Below are 16028 nucleotides of genomic sequence, written 5' to 3' on the forward strand. Positions count from 1 at the left end.
CTCGTGCAAAATTTGTGCAAAGAATATTTCTATTAACATTTTAAATCACTATTAACTTTACTTTAATGCTATCATGAAGAAATTTTATCTTTTTTTACAATTTCAATCAAAGTTTTAGCTCTTCTCTTACCGTACATAATTCTCAGAAAATCTTTGAGGATATAAGAATCCCAATTGATTAAGCTTTCTCGTATTAAAAAATAATTCAAAAGAAATATTTTATCAACAACATCATGAAACAGCTTAAAATACTTATCTTTATCTATAATAGTATTATTATGCAGACTAGAGAAGTATGCAACATTCATTATAGGAGTGTTTTTCGATACCGAATGAACTACCGCACTTAATCGTTTGTAAAGAGTTAAGTTCCTCTCAACTGACTTATAATACTCCTTAAAATCTTTTTCATCTAGGCATCTTTTCAAATCATTGGTAAATTGAGATTGGGTTTCTGAAAACCTGAAATTTAATGATTTAAATTTCAGAGTGGGGTCATTATTTAGCATAACTCCCCTCTCTTTTTCCAATACGAATTTAAAGTTTGCCTCTTGTGCAGATCTCAGTAATAATAAAGCACCCCTACATTGCCCATTAAGAAGTGCATAAAATGATTCAAGTAGTAACGAAAAAGTCATCTGAAATTCAGAACCAAAGTAGTTCTTCGTCTCTACTTTGTTCTTAAGATAATTAAGCGCATATATATAACTGAAAATATTCCTAAATTCAGTTAAATTTGTTGTTAAAAATTGATGTTTGATCCCTTCTAAACTTTGTATCTTTTCAAACTCTTTCTCTAAAAGGTCATCTAATGTTTTCACTTTTCTTTACTTCCTTTATTAACTGTGTTAAACCACCCTATAACATCTTCTTCCATATTTTTCGATGACCTTTGCACTCTAGGATCTCTAATTTCATTATTCGTGTCTTTTTCATGCAGGTATACTACAATTAATTTTATAAATGCTGATATTTTTGAAGGATCGTACTCTTTTGAAATATCTTTAAGTAGCCTAGAGGCAAGATAAGGTCTACTTCTAAACACATATTCATTATAGCTTTTTTTGAATACTTCTTTTATAAAGTCCTCTAAATCTTTGTTTTTTAGAAATATTCCTCTTTCCGAAATTAATTCATAAAGAAGCCCCAAAAATAGACTTTTAGTTTGTTGTAGAGAAAACTTGTTCTTATTTATTACACTAAACTCATTTATAAAATCCTTTTTACTATCAACTTTTTTCATGTTCTCCCTCCAAATCCGACACCAATCCTTTGATTTCTGAGACAACCCTTGTAATAGAGTTTTTTAATGCTTCATGTTTTGCTCCACTTTCTTCGTATAAAGAAAATTTCAGAGGAACTGACGAGTGATATGGTATTTCTGTTTCAAAGAAAGACTGTGGGATATTATTCTGAAGTCTTTCTTTTAGCTTACTTGCAATAGGCATATCATGTGTTAAAGTAAATAAAACTCCTAAAGAATTAATACAAGGACGGTTTAAATCTCTTCTATACATCGTATACAATTTATATATTCCTGACTTTTTTTCATAAAAAGTTGCATTTACTAAACTTTCTAATAAGCCAATTCCTATACTAGAGAATAGGTCAACCTTACTTGGAATTATGTAATGATCTGAAGCAAATAAACTAGCCTGAGTTAAGATTGTCCAATTGGGTGGACAGTCGATGATTATATAATCATACTCTTTTCTTAATTCATAGGCTTCAAAATGATCATCTAGAACATTATGCTTTCCGCTTGTATCACCATATAATGATTCAAACAAATCTAAATCTCCAGGTATTAAATCTAAATTGTTTTTTAAATTATAAACCAAAGAAAGGTTTTCTGGTTCATCAACTAAACCCTCTTGAGTAAATAAAGATCTTACCGTCATTCCTTTTTCTTTTATTCTATTATATATTAACTGAGAAGATATTTCTTTCTTATAATTGTCATCTTGATTAAGTCCGTCATTTTGTTCAACCTCTTCCTCTTGCAGCACTCCTGTAGGTGATACTACCTCTTCGTAGTTCTCCTTTAGCTCCCTAAGAACCTCAGATAATAAATTTTTCTCTATTTCTTTTTTGTGATACTTAAATTGATGCGTAAGTAATGCTTGTGTAGCGTTAAATTGTGGGTCCATATCTATTACTAAAACTTTGAGGTTATCACGAGATAAAGCATCAGCAATATTTATCGCTGTAGAAGTTTTCCCCACTCCACCCTTTAGATTAATAAAAGAAATAACTTTAGCTTTATTAGTATCCATTTTTCCACTCCACTCTATTATTTAGATATCATTTACTATAAATAATACGATATAGATACTTTTATGTAAAATTATTGTAATTAATTGATTAGAATTTAACTTTATATTGACATCGAAAAACAAAGTATTCCTGATCATATAACAGAGAAGAGTATATCCTCAAAAATCAAAAATGTCGCGTTAAAATCCTTATCATTATAAGACTTCTCCCAATATCTATGAAAGCTTCTAATATTCAAATCTCCTTATATATTCATAAAATTTCTTTTCATTTATGTGATAAATCCATTCGGAGCTTAATTTTAACGCTTCATACATAACTTTTCTTAAAACTTCTACAAAACTTATTCCATATACCCCTCTCTGCTAGTTGTTTTTTATCCATTCCATGTCCTCTTTTGTCCATCCCTCTGGTAAGCCATTCGGGAATGGATCATCTGTATATACTGGCATTAAAAGAACCTCGTCATATTCTTTCGTTTCTGAATCCATATGAGCATACATATGGGCGTATAGCTCTAGTTGCTGTTGCAAATCCACCATAACGAGATTCACACCCATAAGCTGTGATTTCAGTTTCTTTCCATACTTCCCCATATAAGACCAAATAGGGCTATAAAACCTACTCGCTCCATCCACAAGATCATACGTGATTCTCTAGTCTTTCTTCTTCACCTGTTCATCATCAAATAGGTGACCTGTATGACGCTCAACATTTATACGCGGAAGCTCATACGTAATGCCTACACTGATGTTTCGCCCTTCATTTCACTGCTGTGCTTCGTTTCTTCCATTTCAACTAAAGAACGGTTTCCGCTTTTCTTGTATGCCAAGTAACTATCGACCATTTTCGTCGGGACTTTCAAAATCAAATGCAGGCGCAATCTTTCCTCAGATGTCTTTTATTTAGATATTTTGCTCATGTTATGAAGGAGTTTAGAGAAGAAGAGACTATAAGTACTTTAGATTTGTTCCAAAATGTTAGTACTCGAAAGTTACACAAGTGAAAAATTTGTGCAAAACCAATCTAATTAATAACGTTTACTTACATATTTCAATCACATAAAAAACAAAGAAAAACCCTTTATTCAAAAGGGTTTTCTCATTTTTCACAATTTATTAATCGAATCCTATCAGATACTAAGTACGCGCTCGGAGGGATTCGAACCCCCGGCAGACGTGGTACCGGAAACCACCGCTCTATCCAACTGAGCTACGAGCGCACGATATGTTTTTTGAACGTCAGCATATCAAATTATAAGGGAAATACTGCGAGAAAGCAATGATTAATCATTCGTCATGATGATGTATTTTCTTACTTTGGATACATAAACTAATATGATGGTTTGAAGTGGAATGATTTTGGGGAAAATGGATAGGGGTATTTGAATTTAGGTCAGCGTTTTGTTTGACCTTTATTGACCAAAAATGTATCATTGAATTACATACTTACCTAAAAGGTGAAGGAGGAACATTATGAATTTAATACCTACAGTCATTGAGCAAACAAATCGTGGGGAAAGAGCTTACGACATTTATTCTCGTCTTTTAAAAGACCGTATTATCATGCTTGGTTCTGCGATCGATGACAATGTTGCCAACTCCATCGTGTCACAGCTGCTTTTCTTAGAAGCTGAAGATCCAGAAAAAGATATTTCTATCTACATTAACAGCCCTGGCGGTTCAATCACAGCTGGTATGGCCATTTACGATACGATGCAATTTATTAAACCAAAGGTATCAACTATTTGTATTGGTATGGCTGCATCTATGGGTGCGTTCCTGCTTGCTGCTGGTGAAAAAGGTAAGCGTTATGCTCTTCCAAACAGTGAAGTCATGATTCACCAACCACTAGGCGGAGCCCAAGGTCAAGCAACAGAAATTGAAATTGCGGCAAAACGAATCCTTTCTTTACGCGATAAACTGAACCAAGTACTTGCTGAACGTACTGGTCAGCCAATTGAAGTCATTGAGCGCGATACAGATCGTGACAACTTCAAAACAGCGGAAGAAGCACTTCAATACGGACTCATTGACAAAGTCTTGACCCGTAATACAGAAGACCAAAAATAATGATCACAACACAAACCGTCTGTTCCTTGAACAGACGGTTTTTTGTCATTTAAACTTATACTTTAAGACAGCTCCGTCCATTTCTGCTGAAGAGACGGTGTTTGATAAGAAGCCATCTGCGTGATTAATTCCTCCGGTTCGCTCGAAGCATGTAACAATTGAAGGTGTGATTCATTTGAAAAGCCTTCCTGTACACTAAACTTCACCATGTCCATAAGCGGGTTGAAATAGTCATTCACTTGATACAATCCAATCGGCTTTTGATGGATGCCGATTTGTGCCCAGCACAGCACCTCAAATAATTCTTCATATGTACCAAAGCCACCTGGCATCGCAATAAACCCATCGGCCAGCTCGCTCATTTTTGCTTTTCGTTCATGCATGCCTGTTACTTCAATTAGCTCTGTCAGCTCTTGATGCACGACTTCTCCTCTAAAAAGTCCCTTAGGCATGACCCCGATCACTTGCCCGCCATGTCTCATGACCTCATCGGCAATCGCGCCCATTAACCCAATACGCGATCCGCCGTAAACAAGACGAATGCCCTGCTTCGCCATATAAGCACCCAGCTCTACAGCCTTTTGTTTATAGACATCATTTACACCTGGATTCGAACCAGCAAACACACAAATCGTTTTCATCAAAACAGCCCCATCTCTCTCTATGATTTCTTCACCCACTCATTCTACTATAATGATTTGTAAAGAAACAGCCGTTTCTTCTATATATAGTGTAAAATCAAAAGAGTGAACACCATATAAGGAGCTGTATAGAGAGAATGCAAACAACTGAGATGGAGAAGTGGATCAAGGATTTTTATCAAACGAGAAATTGGACAGAATACGGACCGTTTATCCGGTTAGGCTTCTTAATGGAAGAAACGGGAGAACTCGCTCGCGCTGTTAGAGCAATAGAAATCGGACGAGACCGGCCTGATGAGCAGAGACAGGAATCATCTGAGCTGAAGAAAGAACTCATTGAAGAAATGGGAGATGTTTTAGCAAATCTCCTCATTTTAGCGGATCAATATGATGTCACAGTAGAAGAGATCTTCAGCGCTCATCAACAAAAACTCAACAAACGCTTTTCTGGAGAAAAAGAGCCAGTAAAAAACACGTGACCAAGCTGTCACGTGTTTTTTACGCCTTAAAGATGCTGTGGTGAAATGTCATCCGTTCGTTCAAAGAAATGCTGCTTTCCGATATGATGGAATAGTCCCGTTCGATGCAAAAGCTCCTTAGGCTGTGATTGAAGTCCAACGATCATCAGCTTTCCATTATGATGCTTTAACCGATTGGAGATATTCATGAGAACCGCTTCTGCCGATGTGTCCATGTAATTGACTTTATTCATAAGCAGAATGAGCGTTTTCGGTTTTGTTTGAACATGATCCAATATCGAATTTTCTAATGAATCTGTTGTGCCGAAAAAGAGCGGCCCTTCAATGGAATACATACTGATCCCTTTCTCCTCTGTCTGTTTTTCTAAAGCAGCTGCTGTTTCCATTTGAGGAACGGCGACATTTGTATGGATATTGGTCGTCTGGCTCATTTTTTTGATAAAGGCGATAAACGCTAAAATGAGACCAGCAGTGACGCCAATAATCAAATCACCGATCACTGTGAGCAGGAAAGTCACGACCAGTACAAGCGAATCAGCATTTTTCACTTTCAAAATATTGATAAACTCTTTTCTCTCACTCATATTCCAAGCAACAAACATTAAAATCGGTGCCATTGCAGCAAGTGGAATCATCGACGCATACGGCGCAAATACCATTAAGATCAGCAAGACGACAACGCCATGCACCACACCAGAAATCGGACTTGCCCCGCCATTTTTTATGTTCGTTGCCGTTCGGGCAATAGCTCCCGTCGCTGGAATTCCTCCGAAAAGCGGTGCCGCCATATTGGCAATTCCTTGTCCAACAAGCTCTTTATTGCTGTCATGCTTAGAGCCTTTCATATTATCAGCAACCATTGCGGACAAAATCGATTCCACGCCGCCTAAAAGTGCAATGATAATTGCTGGAGGCAGGAGGTATATCATTTTTTCAATCGTCAATTCAGGAAAAGCGAAGGTTGGCAGCTGACGAGGGATTTCACCATATGCAGAGCCAATCGTTTCAACTTGTCCTTGAAAGAAAAGAACGGCGAGAAACGTAGAAGCCAATAGACCTAATAGAGCACCAGGTATTTTGGGAATGTATTTTTGTGCCGCCAAAATCACAATGAGCCCGGTGACGGCTGTGATGATGGCGAGACTGTTTGTGGTACCGAGATGGACCACGATTTCTCTCATATTGAGGAAAAAACTTTCATGTTTTTCAACACCCTTTAATCCGAGGAAGTTGGCAATCTGTCCTGAAAAAATAATGACAGCAATGCCAGCAGTAAAACCGATGATAACCGGACGAGGAATAAATTTCATGAGCTTTCCTAGTTTGAATATTCCGAATAATACAAGCATACAGCCTGCCATAAAACCGGCAATGAGTAAGTTTTCAATACCGTACTGGCTGACGATCCCGAATAAAATGGGAACAAACGCCCCGGTCGGCCCGCCGATCTGATACTTTGAACCACCAAACAATGAAATCAAAATGCCGGCAACGATGACTGTGTATAATCCATATTCTGGTCCGACACCAGATGCAATGGCAAATGCCATGCCTAAAGGAATTGCCACAACGCCCACGACAAGCCCAGCGATTAAATCGCGTCTAAACTTTGATGAATTGTACCCTTCAAATCTTCCATAAAAACGCATGGTATGTGTTGGCCTCCTTCAAGTATGTGTAGATGATTTAGGTATACTGTGGGTCAATTTGTTTGTCTTTCACTACGACATCCAGCTTTCCTGTCGCTGGGTGAATCACCAGTCCATGAACTGCCACATCACTTGGCATCAGTGGATGCTCTTTCACTAATTTCACACTTTGGGCCACGCTTTCTTCAACTGAATCAAAGCCTGTCAGCCAGCCCTTTAAATCAACTCCTGAGTTTTTCACAATGCTTAAGCATTTCTCTTCGATTCCGCGTGCTTTCGCCTTTTCAAGTAAAGGGTCCGCCGCAAGACCTGCCATTCCGCATTCATGATGCCCTACAATGCATACTTCCTCTGCCTTTAGCTCATAGATAGCTAGCAGGATACTCCGCATCACACTGCCGAACGGATGTGTCACGATGGCACCTGCATTCTTAATGATTTTTGCATCCCCGTTGCGCAGACCCATAGATTGCGGCAATAATTCCAAAAGACGGGTATCCATGCACGTTAAAATAACCAGTTTTTTCTCAGGAAATTTCCCCGCTTTGTAAGGCTCATAATGTCTCTCATTCACAAACTCTGAATTGTGCTGAAGAATCTGTTCTAATTTTGACTCCATTTTGCCATCTCCCATCTTTTTTTAAGTAACGTAAGCTCGTGCCTGTCCTCCTTTTCTTTCTTGTGTTCTCAAGAATAGAGAAGAAAAATGATAGAAAAAAAAGAAAAAAATGAGAAAACGATGAGAAGAAATATCATCATTTTCTCTATTTTACGCTGCATCCCAACGGCTTCGCGGGTTTGCTTTCAATTTATTGTTCTCATCACACCAAAAGACAATAAAATGGTTTAGTAGAAAATGATCATCCCGTTTAATACATTTCAAATATAATAAATTTTCTATCAAAAAGTCTCGATCTATTTTCCAGTTTGTCAGATAATCTCTCGTAAATTTTTGCAATTTCACATGTCTCATCTACTATCAGCTTATTTTTATATAGATAAAAAATGCATCAGATGGCATAAGAATCTACTTTTTCACTAAGAAAATGTCTTTCTTTACCGTTATTTCAGTATATTAAATATTGAGCTGCTAACATTCAAACGTGTTCTGCCGAAATGGTTGCTTTATAATAAAAGGAGTAAGATGACCAAGTGAAAGGAGCGAATTGACTGTGACACCACACATTTTTGTCGCCAAACCCTTGCCTGCCTCTTTTGAAGAAATGCTAAAGGAACATTGTACATACGAGGTTTGGCAATCCAAAGACCCTATTCCAAGAGACATGTTGTTTGAGAAGCTGCAGCACGCTGATGGTCTTTTAACGTCTGGAACAAAAATCGATCAAGAGCTGTTAGATCACGCACCAAAACTCAAGGTGGTGAGCAATAACTCTGTCGGCTATGACAATTTTGATATAGAAGCGATGAGGCAAAGAGGCGTGATTGGTACGCATACTCCTTATACGCTCGATCATACCGTGGCTGACCTTGCCTTTTCGCTCATTCTCTCCTCTGCGCGAAGAATCGCCGAGCTTGATCGTTTTATCCGTGAAGGAAAATGGACGAAATTCGTACAGGAAGAAGAGATCTTTGGCATCGACGTCCATCACCAAACGCTCGGTATTATTGGCATGGGACGTATCGGAGAACAAGTGGCCAAACGGGCAGCACATGGTTTTGATATGAACGTTCTTTATCATAACCGAAGCCGGAATGAAAAGGCTGAATCGGCATATGGCGCTGTCTATTGTGCACTTGATGATCTTTTAAAACAAGCTGATATCATCGTGTTGATTACACCGCTGACCGAGGAAACATATCATATGATTGGGGAACGAGAATTGAAGTTAATGAAGCAAACGGCTTTATTTGTAAACATTTCCCGCGGGAAAACAGTGGATGAACAAAGCCTCATTCAAGCACTTCAGGAGGGATGGATCAAAGGCGCTGGTCTTGATGTGTATGAGCAGGAACCGCTTCAAGAGGATCATCCTTTCAAAGAGATGAACAATGTCACCCTTGCCCCCCACATCGGTTCCGCTACTGAAACAACAAGGGATCTCATGCTGAAACGAGCCATTCATAATGTGATTCATGGAATAGATGGAAAGGCGCCTGTTGATGTTGTGAAGGAGCTTGCTTCATCTTGAACAGCAAAGACGCAGAAACTGCGTCTTTCAAATTGTTGACAAAGGGCTAAAATGATCTTTATTTTAGCTCTTTGTCTTCTTTTCAGCGTGATAGAAAACCTTTGCAGTCTAGGAAGGACGGCTACTTTTGCGGAGCGAATTTGACATTCGTGAGCACCAGCGCGCAGGACTGACAAAGAATGCGAGGGTTTGTCTACACGCTGAAAGACGCGAAACTGCGTCTTTTTATTTATTTCTTTAGGAGACATCAGGATAAAAGACTCATTTTAGCAAAGATCCTCATTCTTTACATTTCCTTCATGTTCGGGTGCTATAATATGAGCTAGACAAGCATCAAGAGGACGGCATCCGATTTCCTTAATAGGAGGATGAAGATGAAAAGATTGAGTTCGGTTTTTACTATGTTCGCTCTGATCGCTGCTATTCTGTTTTCTGGATTTGTCCCGCAGCAAGCTCATGCAGAAACACCTCTTACACCAACAGCCACAACTGAAACTGCTTCTATTCAGCTCACGCCAGATGTGCGCACCCTTGCCGTCATTAATACGTTTGATGGTGTAGCAGATTATTTAATTCGCTACAAACGACTGCCTGATAACTACATTACGAAATCACAAGCAAGTGCTCTCGGATGGGTGGCATCTAAGGGAAATCTAGCCGAGGTGGCGCCAGGTAAAAGCATTGGTGGAGATATTTTCTCAAACCGGGAGGGACGTCTTCCTTCAGCAAGCGGCCGAACATGGCGTGAGGCAGACATCAACTACGTTTCAGGCTTCCGCAATGCAGACCGTCTTGTGTATTCAAGCGACTGGCTCATTTACAAAACAACAGACCATTATGCGACTTTCACCCGTATTCGATAATCAAAAAAGACAGCCCTATTTGATCTGGGCCTGTCTTTTCGTATGGTGGTTTACGGTATGAGGTTTTTCACGTAATCCTCAAAAGGAATCGGCAGCGGCTTTTTCGACACTTCTTCGTGTTCATGTGTGGTGACATGATCCTCAGTAACGATCACACGTCCTGTTGGCGTGAGCTTTGACGCAAGCGGTCTTTTGTTAAATGGAGAGGATTCATTTTCATAAATCTCGTGTCTCAATTGGCACAATGCATCCTCATCCACCTCGTTCAAAGTGAACGCATAGCCTGTTTCAGCGCCATCTCCTTTATCTAATTGGAGCAGATGTGTCCCTTTTTCGGTTTCCTTTGCTTTGACGCGAAACCGAATAGACGCTCCTTCCACCCAATCTTCTGTAAAAGGCACAGGCTGGAGAGGTAAATTCACACCAAATCCCGCATCAATGAGAAAGCGTTCGTTGTGATGCTTCAACATGATGGCTACATGCGTGCCATCAATGGCCCACGTATCCGCTTCTTTGATATACACTGTGCCTTGAAGAAGCTGTACAGAGAGCCCAGCCTCTTTTAACACATAGTATAAGAGAGGATTGAGATCGTAACAAAGACCTCCTCTGTTTCCTTCAAGTAGGTGCTGCTTCAACCCTTCTTGATTCAAAGCGTAGGATTGTTTGTTCAGAACAGCTCTATTTTCAAACGGAAAGGTAAAGGCCATTTTTTTTAATACTACAGGCAAGTCATCAAAGGTGATGGACTGGCCTTCATATTCGATCTTCTGTAAAAAAGCTGATTGAATCATGACATTCCCTCCTAAAAAAACTGAGCCTTTGAAGAGACTCAGTTTTCTTGATTGATAAAATCCGTTAACGCCTCAATGGCTTCTTGCTCATCCGCACCATCTGCAATCAGTGTGACAGTAACCCCAGAGCTGATCGCAAGACTCATGAGACCCATAATGCTTTTCGCATTGACTTTTTTCCCATCTTTCTCTAGAAAAATATCAGCACCAAAGCGATTGGCTTCTTGTACGAACAAAGCAGCTGGACGTGCCTGCAGGCCTGTTTTCAGCTGAATGGTGACCGTTTTTTCCACCATATGATCTGCCTCCCTTTTTCATTCTCCTATTTGAGTGTAACAGCTTGTCCGTTTCGTAATTGTTCTGCGATTTGATCTAGCTTTCTTAAACGGTGGTTAATCCCTGACTTGCTGATCTTGCCACTTTCTACCATTTCTCCAAGTTCCTTCAGCGTGACCTCTTGATAGTCGACTCGCAGTTTGGCAATTTCACGAAGCTTTTCCGGCAGGGCATCAAGTCCAATTTTTTCATCAATGAATTGAATGTTCTCGACCTGACGCAGTGATGCACCAATCGTTTTATTCAAGTTTGCTGTTTCACAATTGACGAGCCGGTTGACGGAGTTCCTCATATCTCGGACGATCCGCACATCTTCAAAGCGGAGCAGTGAGTTATGAGCGCCCACAACACTTAAGAATTCCGTGATTTTTTCTGCTTCCTTCATGTACGTAATGTACCCTTTTTTGCGCTCAAGTGTTTTACTATTGAGATGAAATTGATTCATCAGCTCACAAAGGGCATCATTATGTTCTTTATATAGTGAAAAAATTTCAAGGTGATAGGAGGACGTTTCTGGGTTATTCACAGAACCGCCTGCTAAAAAAGCACCTCTCATATAGGAGCGCTTGCAGCATCTTTTCTTCACAAGCTCTTCTGAAATATTGCGCTCAAATACAAATTGCTCACCTAATATTTTTAAATCCTCTAAAATGGTTCTCGCTCGTTCTACCAGTCTGACAATATACACGTTATTCTTTTTCAATCTCATTTTTTTACGGACGAGCAGTTCGACTGTCACATCGTATTTCTTCTTGAGCAGCGTATAAATCCGTCTTGCAATGGCTGCGTTCTCTGTCTGTATATCTAAAATCAATTTTCGATTAGAGAAAGATAATGAACCGTTCATACGGATGAGGGCAGAAAGCTCTGCTTTTGTGCAGCAGTCCTTCACGTCCAGATTAGTCAGCTCTTTTTTTGTTTCGGATGCAAATGACATCCTTGCCACCCCCATTCCTATTTTTTCTGATGCAGCAGGTCGACAAGCAGTGAGGCTACTTTCAGCGTGTCATGACGAATGACATGCTGGTCATATGTAATGATTTCTCCAGGAATCACTTCTAGTCCCATTGCTTTCAGTGCATCTGTGTCGAATTGGACAGGCTGTGCCTGTTCTTCTGCATATTTTGCTTTGATTTCTTCTGGAATTTCTTTATTGTTCACAAAAATCGTATCGATAAATGGACGATCCATATGATCATTTAATGCCTGAACATGATCAGCTGCACTGTAGGAAAGCGTTTCCCCCGGCTGCGTCATGACATTGCAAATATATACTTTTTTCGCCTTAGAGCGAATCACTTCTTCTCCAATATGCGGGACAAGCAAGTTTGGTAAAATACTTGTATACAGGCTGCCGGGCCCAATGACGATCAAATCCGCCTCACGAATGACTTGAATGGATTCTGGCAGTGGTTCAATCGTATCGGGTGTGAGGAACACTCGTTTGATTCGCTCACCATAGGTGGGAATTTTCGATTCTCCTGTCACCATTTGCCCATTTTCTAATTCAGCATGAAGAACAACACTTGAATTTGCTGCTGGCAATACTTTTCCTCTCACATTTAAAACCTTACTCATTTCAGTGACGGCATGAAAAAAATCACCGGTTATATTTGTCATGGCCGCAAGAATGAGGTTGCCGAGTGAGTGGCCTGTTAAGTCATTCCCTTTGTTAAAACGGTGCTGAAATAGATCTTCTACTAGCGGTTCCACATCAGAGAGAGCCGCAAGGACGTTTCGAATATCTCCTGGAGGGGGAATATTCAAATCATGCCGCAGTCTGCCTGAGCTGCCTCCGTCGTCAGCAACCGTTACAATAGCGGTAATGTCCACTGGCTTCGTTTTAAGCCCTCTGAGCAAAACAGATAAGCCAGTGCCCCCGCCAAGAATGACCACCTTTGGTAGTGTCGTCATCTATTTTCTGCTTCTCTTTTCAATGTCCCGGTGAGTGACATGTGTATAGTAATCGTTTTTAAAATACTCCGATAAATAGTTGGCCAGTGTCACAGATCGATGCTGTCCGCCTGTACAGCCGATGGCAATCACAAGCTGGCTTTTTCCTTCCCGTTTATAGGACGGAAGCATAAAGCTGAGGAGATCGATTAATTTCTCTGTGAATTTTTGCGTTTCACTCCATTTCATCACATAGGAGCGCACTTCTTCATCGTTTCCAGTCTGTGGACGCATGCTCTCAATATAGTAAGGATTCGGCAGGAATCTCACGTCAAAGACAAGATCAGCATCAATCGGCAGGCCGTATTTAAAACCAAAGGACATCACATTTACTGTAAACACCTGTCCTTGATTGGTGGCAAAATGCGTGACAATTTTTTCTCGCAGCTGTTTCGGTTTTAAATCCGATGTATCAAAAATCATTTGAGACCGGCCTTTTAACTCCTCTAACAGCTCGCGCTCCATTTCAATTCCTTCGAGCGGCAAACCTGTTGTCGCAAGGGGATGCGAACGTCTCGTTTCTTTGTATCTTGAGACAAGCACCTTATCATTTGCATCTAAAAATAGAATTCTTGGCGTGATCCAGTCAAGATCACTCATTTCATCTAAGGCGGCAATTAAGCTGTCAAAAAATTCGCGTCCGCGCAAATCCATCACAAGAGCGACCTTGCTCATCTTGGAATTCGATTCCTTCATGAGCTCTAAGAACTTCGGTAAAAGTGATGGCGGCAGGTTATCAACACAAAAGTAGCCTAAATCTTCAAAGCTTTGAATGGCGACGGTTTTCCCCGCACCTGACATTCCTGTAATAATCACAAGCTGAATATCTTCTTGTTTGTGTGTATTCATGCCTGCTTCCTCTCCTTCTTTATGAAAACGGTTCATGTATTATTCTCCCTGAGGATCTAACCGATAAGCAATCAGCTCAAAGTCGGGTGTATACGTAAAAGTGCCGTGCAGTAGTCCTTTTCCTTTAAGCATGAAATCAAGAATATGGGAATCTCCTGGGGCCATCGGCAAATCAGGCACATCCTTTACGTCATGCCATTTTAAAACGCCTTCCTCTGACTCTGTTACGTTTTTTCCGGTAAATGAATCTGCCATGAAGGTGAACATCATCCACTCTTGAACGATTTGATCGCCTTCTTTTATGATAAAGGTAAAAACACCTTTCAGCTGCGGATTTAAAATATAAATACCTGTTTCTTCTCTATATTCTCGAACGACTGAATCCTTGACCGATTCTCCGCTTTCCATTTTGCCGCCCGGTGCTACCCACCAGCCCCGTCTTGGCTTTTGCAGCAAGAGAACTTGATCTTCGTGATGCAGCACACAATTGGTTACTCGTTGCATCAGCTGTCACCTACTCTTTTATGTCTTTAACTTATTATACAGGTTCAACCTGACTCCCACAATGAACATGCCCGTTCTTCCCCGAAAACAGACCGGTTTTCGTTTGAATCGTGTAACGGGCAATTTCTCTACTCTTTATTTTACAGCATCTAATGGTTCTCCATGCGTCATTTGTGAACATCTCGTGAATTTCTGATTTCAGGCAAAAAAAAGGACACGGATTCACATCCGTGCCAAACATCTATTCCTTATAAAAGGGGGTCAATTACTAGTTTCATCATAACGGAAAATTATTTCACCCGTGTTACATTCCAGTTAAAAGCCCATGACGCTATATTAAGGATTTACGACAGCCTTTTATTTCGTTGCTTTGAGTTTTTCAGCAAGCTCTTCTACATAATGCTGTGCGCTTTGTGCTGCAATACTTCCGTCACCTGTTGCTGTCACAATTTGACGAAGTGTTTTTTCGCGAATGTCACCAGCTGCGAAAATACCTTCCACTCTTGTTTCCATTCTTTCGTTTGTCTCGATGTAGCCTTCTTTATTTGTAATGCCGAGATTTTCAAATGGTTTAGACAGCGGCAGCATTCCGATATAGATGAAGGCACCGTCTGTTTTAAACTCTTCTTCTTCACCAGTCACCGTATCAACCAATGTCACACTGCCGACTTTCCCGTTTTCTTCATTGATCTGTTTGACGGTTTTGTTCCACTTGAAGTCAATTTTTTCATTATCAAAGGCACGCGCTTGTAAAATGCTTTGTGCACGAAGTTTATCGCGTCTATGGATAATCGTTACTTTAGAAGCGAAGCGTGTGAGATACACACCCTCTTCTACCGCAGAATCACCGCCGCCAATGACGACAAGTTCTTTGTTTTTAAAGAAAGCCCCGTCACATACTGCACAATATGATACGCCGCGGCCGCCAAGTTCTTTTTCACCTGGTGCCCCGATTTTTTTGTATTCAGCCCCTGCCGCGATAATGACAGAGCGTCCTTTGTATTCTTTTGAGCCGGCTTTGACGATTTTGTATTCTTCACCGTTCACGATTTCTTTAATATCGCCATATGCATACTCTGCACCGAATTTCTTCGCATGCTCAAACATTTTATTTGAAAGTTCCGGCCCCAAAATGCTTTCAAAGCCAGGATAGTTCTCGACATCTTCCGTATTCGCCATTTGTCCGCCTGGAATTCCTCTTTCAATCATTAATGTTGAAAGATTTCCCCGTGATGTATAAACAGCGGCTGTCATTCCGGCAGGACCCGCTCCAATGATGATCGTATCGTAGATTTTTTCTTCTGACACAACTGTCACTCCCTCTTCAATTGCTGCTCGCATTTCTTATTAGAATGCCCTTGGGTGATGCTTCCATTCATGACAGAGAGCATCATTTCCACTCTTAGCTTTTATTCCTTACCCATATCCTATTAAATCTGCGGGGAATAAGCGAATCATTTG

The 16028-nt window shown here is 40.2% G+C and carries 18 protein-coding genes and 1 tRNA gene; 4 read left to right on the forward strand and 15 right to left on the reverse strand.

Features of this window, described 5'->3' with window-relative positions; genetic code table 11:
* Positions 1–71: 71 nt before the first annotated feature.
* From MHB41_RS15820 to MHB41_RS15840, 5 genes are all read right to left on the reverse strand, one after another.
* Positions 72–821, reverse strand: a complete 750-nt coding sequence (locus MHB41_RS15820) for a hypothetical protein (RefSeq protein WP_268436345.1) — start codon at positions 819–821, stop codon at positions 72–74.
* Positions 818–1243 carry a hypothetical protein gene (locus MHB41_RS15825; protein WP_268436346.1) on the reverse strand — a complete coding sequence of 142 codons (426 nt, stop codon included), beginning with the start codon at positions 1241–1243 and terminating at the stop codon, positions 818–820. Before MHB41_RS15825 ends, MHB41_RS15820 begins: the two co-directional genes overlap by 4 nt.
* Positions 1230–2276: an AAA family ATPase gene (locus tag MHB41_RS15830; RefSeq protein WP_268436347.1), complete on the reverse strand. Its 1047-nt coding sequence runs from the start codon at positions 2274–2276 to the stop codon at positions 1230–1232. Before MHB41_RS15830 ends, MHB41_RS15825 begins: the two co-directional genes overlap by 14 nt.
* A gap of 366 nt (positions 2277–2642) precedes the next feature.
* Positions 2643–2819, reverse strand: coding sequence for a hypothetical protein (locus MHB41_RS15835; protein ID WP_268436348.1), 177 nt, complete (start codon positions 2817–2819; stop codon positions 2643–2645).
* A gap of 604 nt (positions 2820–3423) precedes the next feature.
* Positions 3424–3499 (reverse strand) — tRNA-Arg (locus tag MHB41_RS15840).
* Between the two features lie 253 nt (positions 3500–3752).
* Between MHB41_RS15840 and clpP the strand changes: the two genes are divergently transcribed.
* Positions 3753–4349 (forward strand): ATP-dependent Clp endopeptidase proteolytic subunit ClpP, encoded by a 597-nt coding sequence (clpP, locus tag MHB41_RS15845; protein WP_024427684.1) that lies wholly within the window; start codon positions 3753–3755, stop codon positions 4347–4349.
* 62 nt (positions 4350–4411) lie between these two features.
* Here the strand turns inward: clpP and MHB41_RS15850 are convergent, their stop codons facing one another.
* Positions 4412–4990, reverse strand: coding sequence for a TIGR00730 family Rossman fold protein (locus MHB41_RS15850; RefSeq protein ID WP_041088147.1), 579 nt, complete (start codon positions 4988–4990; stop codon positions 4412–4414).
* 137 nt (positions 4991–5127) lie between these two features.
* Between MHB41_RS15850 and MHB41_RS15855 the strand changes: the two genes are divergently transcribed.
* Positions 5128–5469, forward strand: a complete 342-nt coding sequence (locus MHB41_RS15855; protein ID WP_268420049.1) for a MazG-like family protein — start codon at positions 5128–5130, stop codon at positions 5467–5469.
* 26 nt (positions 5470–5495) lie between these two features.
* Here MHB41_RS15855 and MHB41_RS15860 read toward each other — a convergent pair whose 3' ends face one another.
* Complete coding sequence (locus MHB41_RS15860; protein WP_328699368.1) at positions 5496–7118, reverse strand: SulP family inorganic anion transporter; 1623 nt, start codon at positions 7116–7118, stop codon at positions 5496–5498.
* A 37-nt stretch (positions 7119–7155) separates the two neighbouring features.
* Positions 7156–7737, reverse strand: a complete 582-nt coding sequence (locus MHB41_RS15865) for a carbonic anhydrase (protein WP_024423545.1) — start codon at positions 7735–7737, stop codon at positions 7156–7158.
* A 553-nt stretch (positions 7738–8290) separates the two neighbouring features.
* Between MHB41_RS15865 and MHB41_RS15870 the strand changes: the two genes are divergently transcribed.
* Positions 8291–9268: a D-glycerate dehydrogenase gene (locus MHB41_RS15870; RefSeq protein ID WP_024423546.1), complete on the forward strand. Its 978-nt coding sequence runs from the start codon at positions 8291–8293 to the stop codon at positions 9266–9268.
* 374 nt (positions 9269–9642) lie between these two features.
* The gene (locus MHB41_RS15875; protein ID WP_024423547.1) at positions 9643–10131 is read left to right on the forward strand and encodes a ribonuclease; all 489 of its coding nucleotides are present in this window, start codon (positions 9643–9645) and stop codon (positions 10129–10131) included.
* A 50-nt stretch (positions 10132–10181) separates the two neighbouring features.
* Here the strand turns inward: MHB41_RS15875 and MHB41_RS15880 are convergent, their stop codons facing one another.
* From MHB41_RS15880 to trxB, 7 genes are all read right to left on the reverse strand, one after another.
* Positions 10182–10925 (reverse strand): arylamine N-acetyltransferase, encoded by a 744-nt coding sequence (locus MHB41_RS15880; RefSeq protein ID WP_340899988.1) that lies wholly within the window; start codon positions 10923–10925, stop codon positions 10182–10184.
* A 38-nt stretch (positions 10926–10963) separates the two neighbouring features.
* Positions 10964–11221 (reverse strand): HPr family phosphocarrier protein, encoded by a 258-nt coding sequence (locus MHB41_RS15885; RefSeq protein ID WP_024423549.1) that lies wholly within the window; start codon positions 11219–11221, stop codon positions 10964–10966.
* 26 nt (positions 11222–11247) lie between these two features.
* The gene (whiA, locus tag MHB41_RS15890; protein ID WP_034281025.1) at positions 11248–12198 is read right to left on the reverse strand and encodes a DNA-binding protein WhiA; all 951 of its coding nucleotides are present in this window, start codon (positions 12196–12198) and stop codon (positions 11248–11250) included.
* A gap of 17 nt (positions 12199–12215) precedes the next feature.
* Entirely contained in the window at positions 12216–13175 is a 960-nt protein-coding gene (locus MHB41_RS15895) for a YvcK family protein (RefSeq protein ID WP_034281026.1), read from the reverse strand.
* On the reverse strand, positions 13176–14063 hold the full coding sequence (gene rapZ / locus MHB41_RS15900; protein ID WP_034281443.1) for an RNase adapter RapZ: 888 nt from the start codon (positions 14061–14063) through the stop codon (positions 13176–13178).
* A gap of 39 nt (positions 14064–14102) precedes the next feature.
* On the reverse strand, positions 14103–14567 hold the full coding sequence (locus MHB41_RS15905; RefSeq protein WP_034281027.1) for an 8-oxo-dGTP diphosphatase: 465 nt from the start codon (positions 14565–14567) through the stop codon (positions 14103–14105).
* Between the two features lie 357 nt (positions 14568–14924).
* Positions 14925–15875: a thioredoxin-disulfide reductase gene (gene trxB / locus MHB41_RS15910; protein ID WP_087976242.1), complete on the reverse strand. Its 951-nt coding sequence runs from the start codon at positions 15873–15875 to the stop codon at positions 14925–14927.
* Between the last annotated feature and the right edge of the window lie 153 nt (positions 15876–16028).

The organism is Bacillus sp. FSL H7-0578 (genome assembly GCF_038630855.1).
Classification (GTDB): Bacteria; Bacillota; Bacilli; order Bacillales; family Bacillaceae; genus Bacillus; species Bacillus safensis.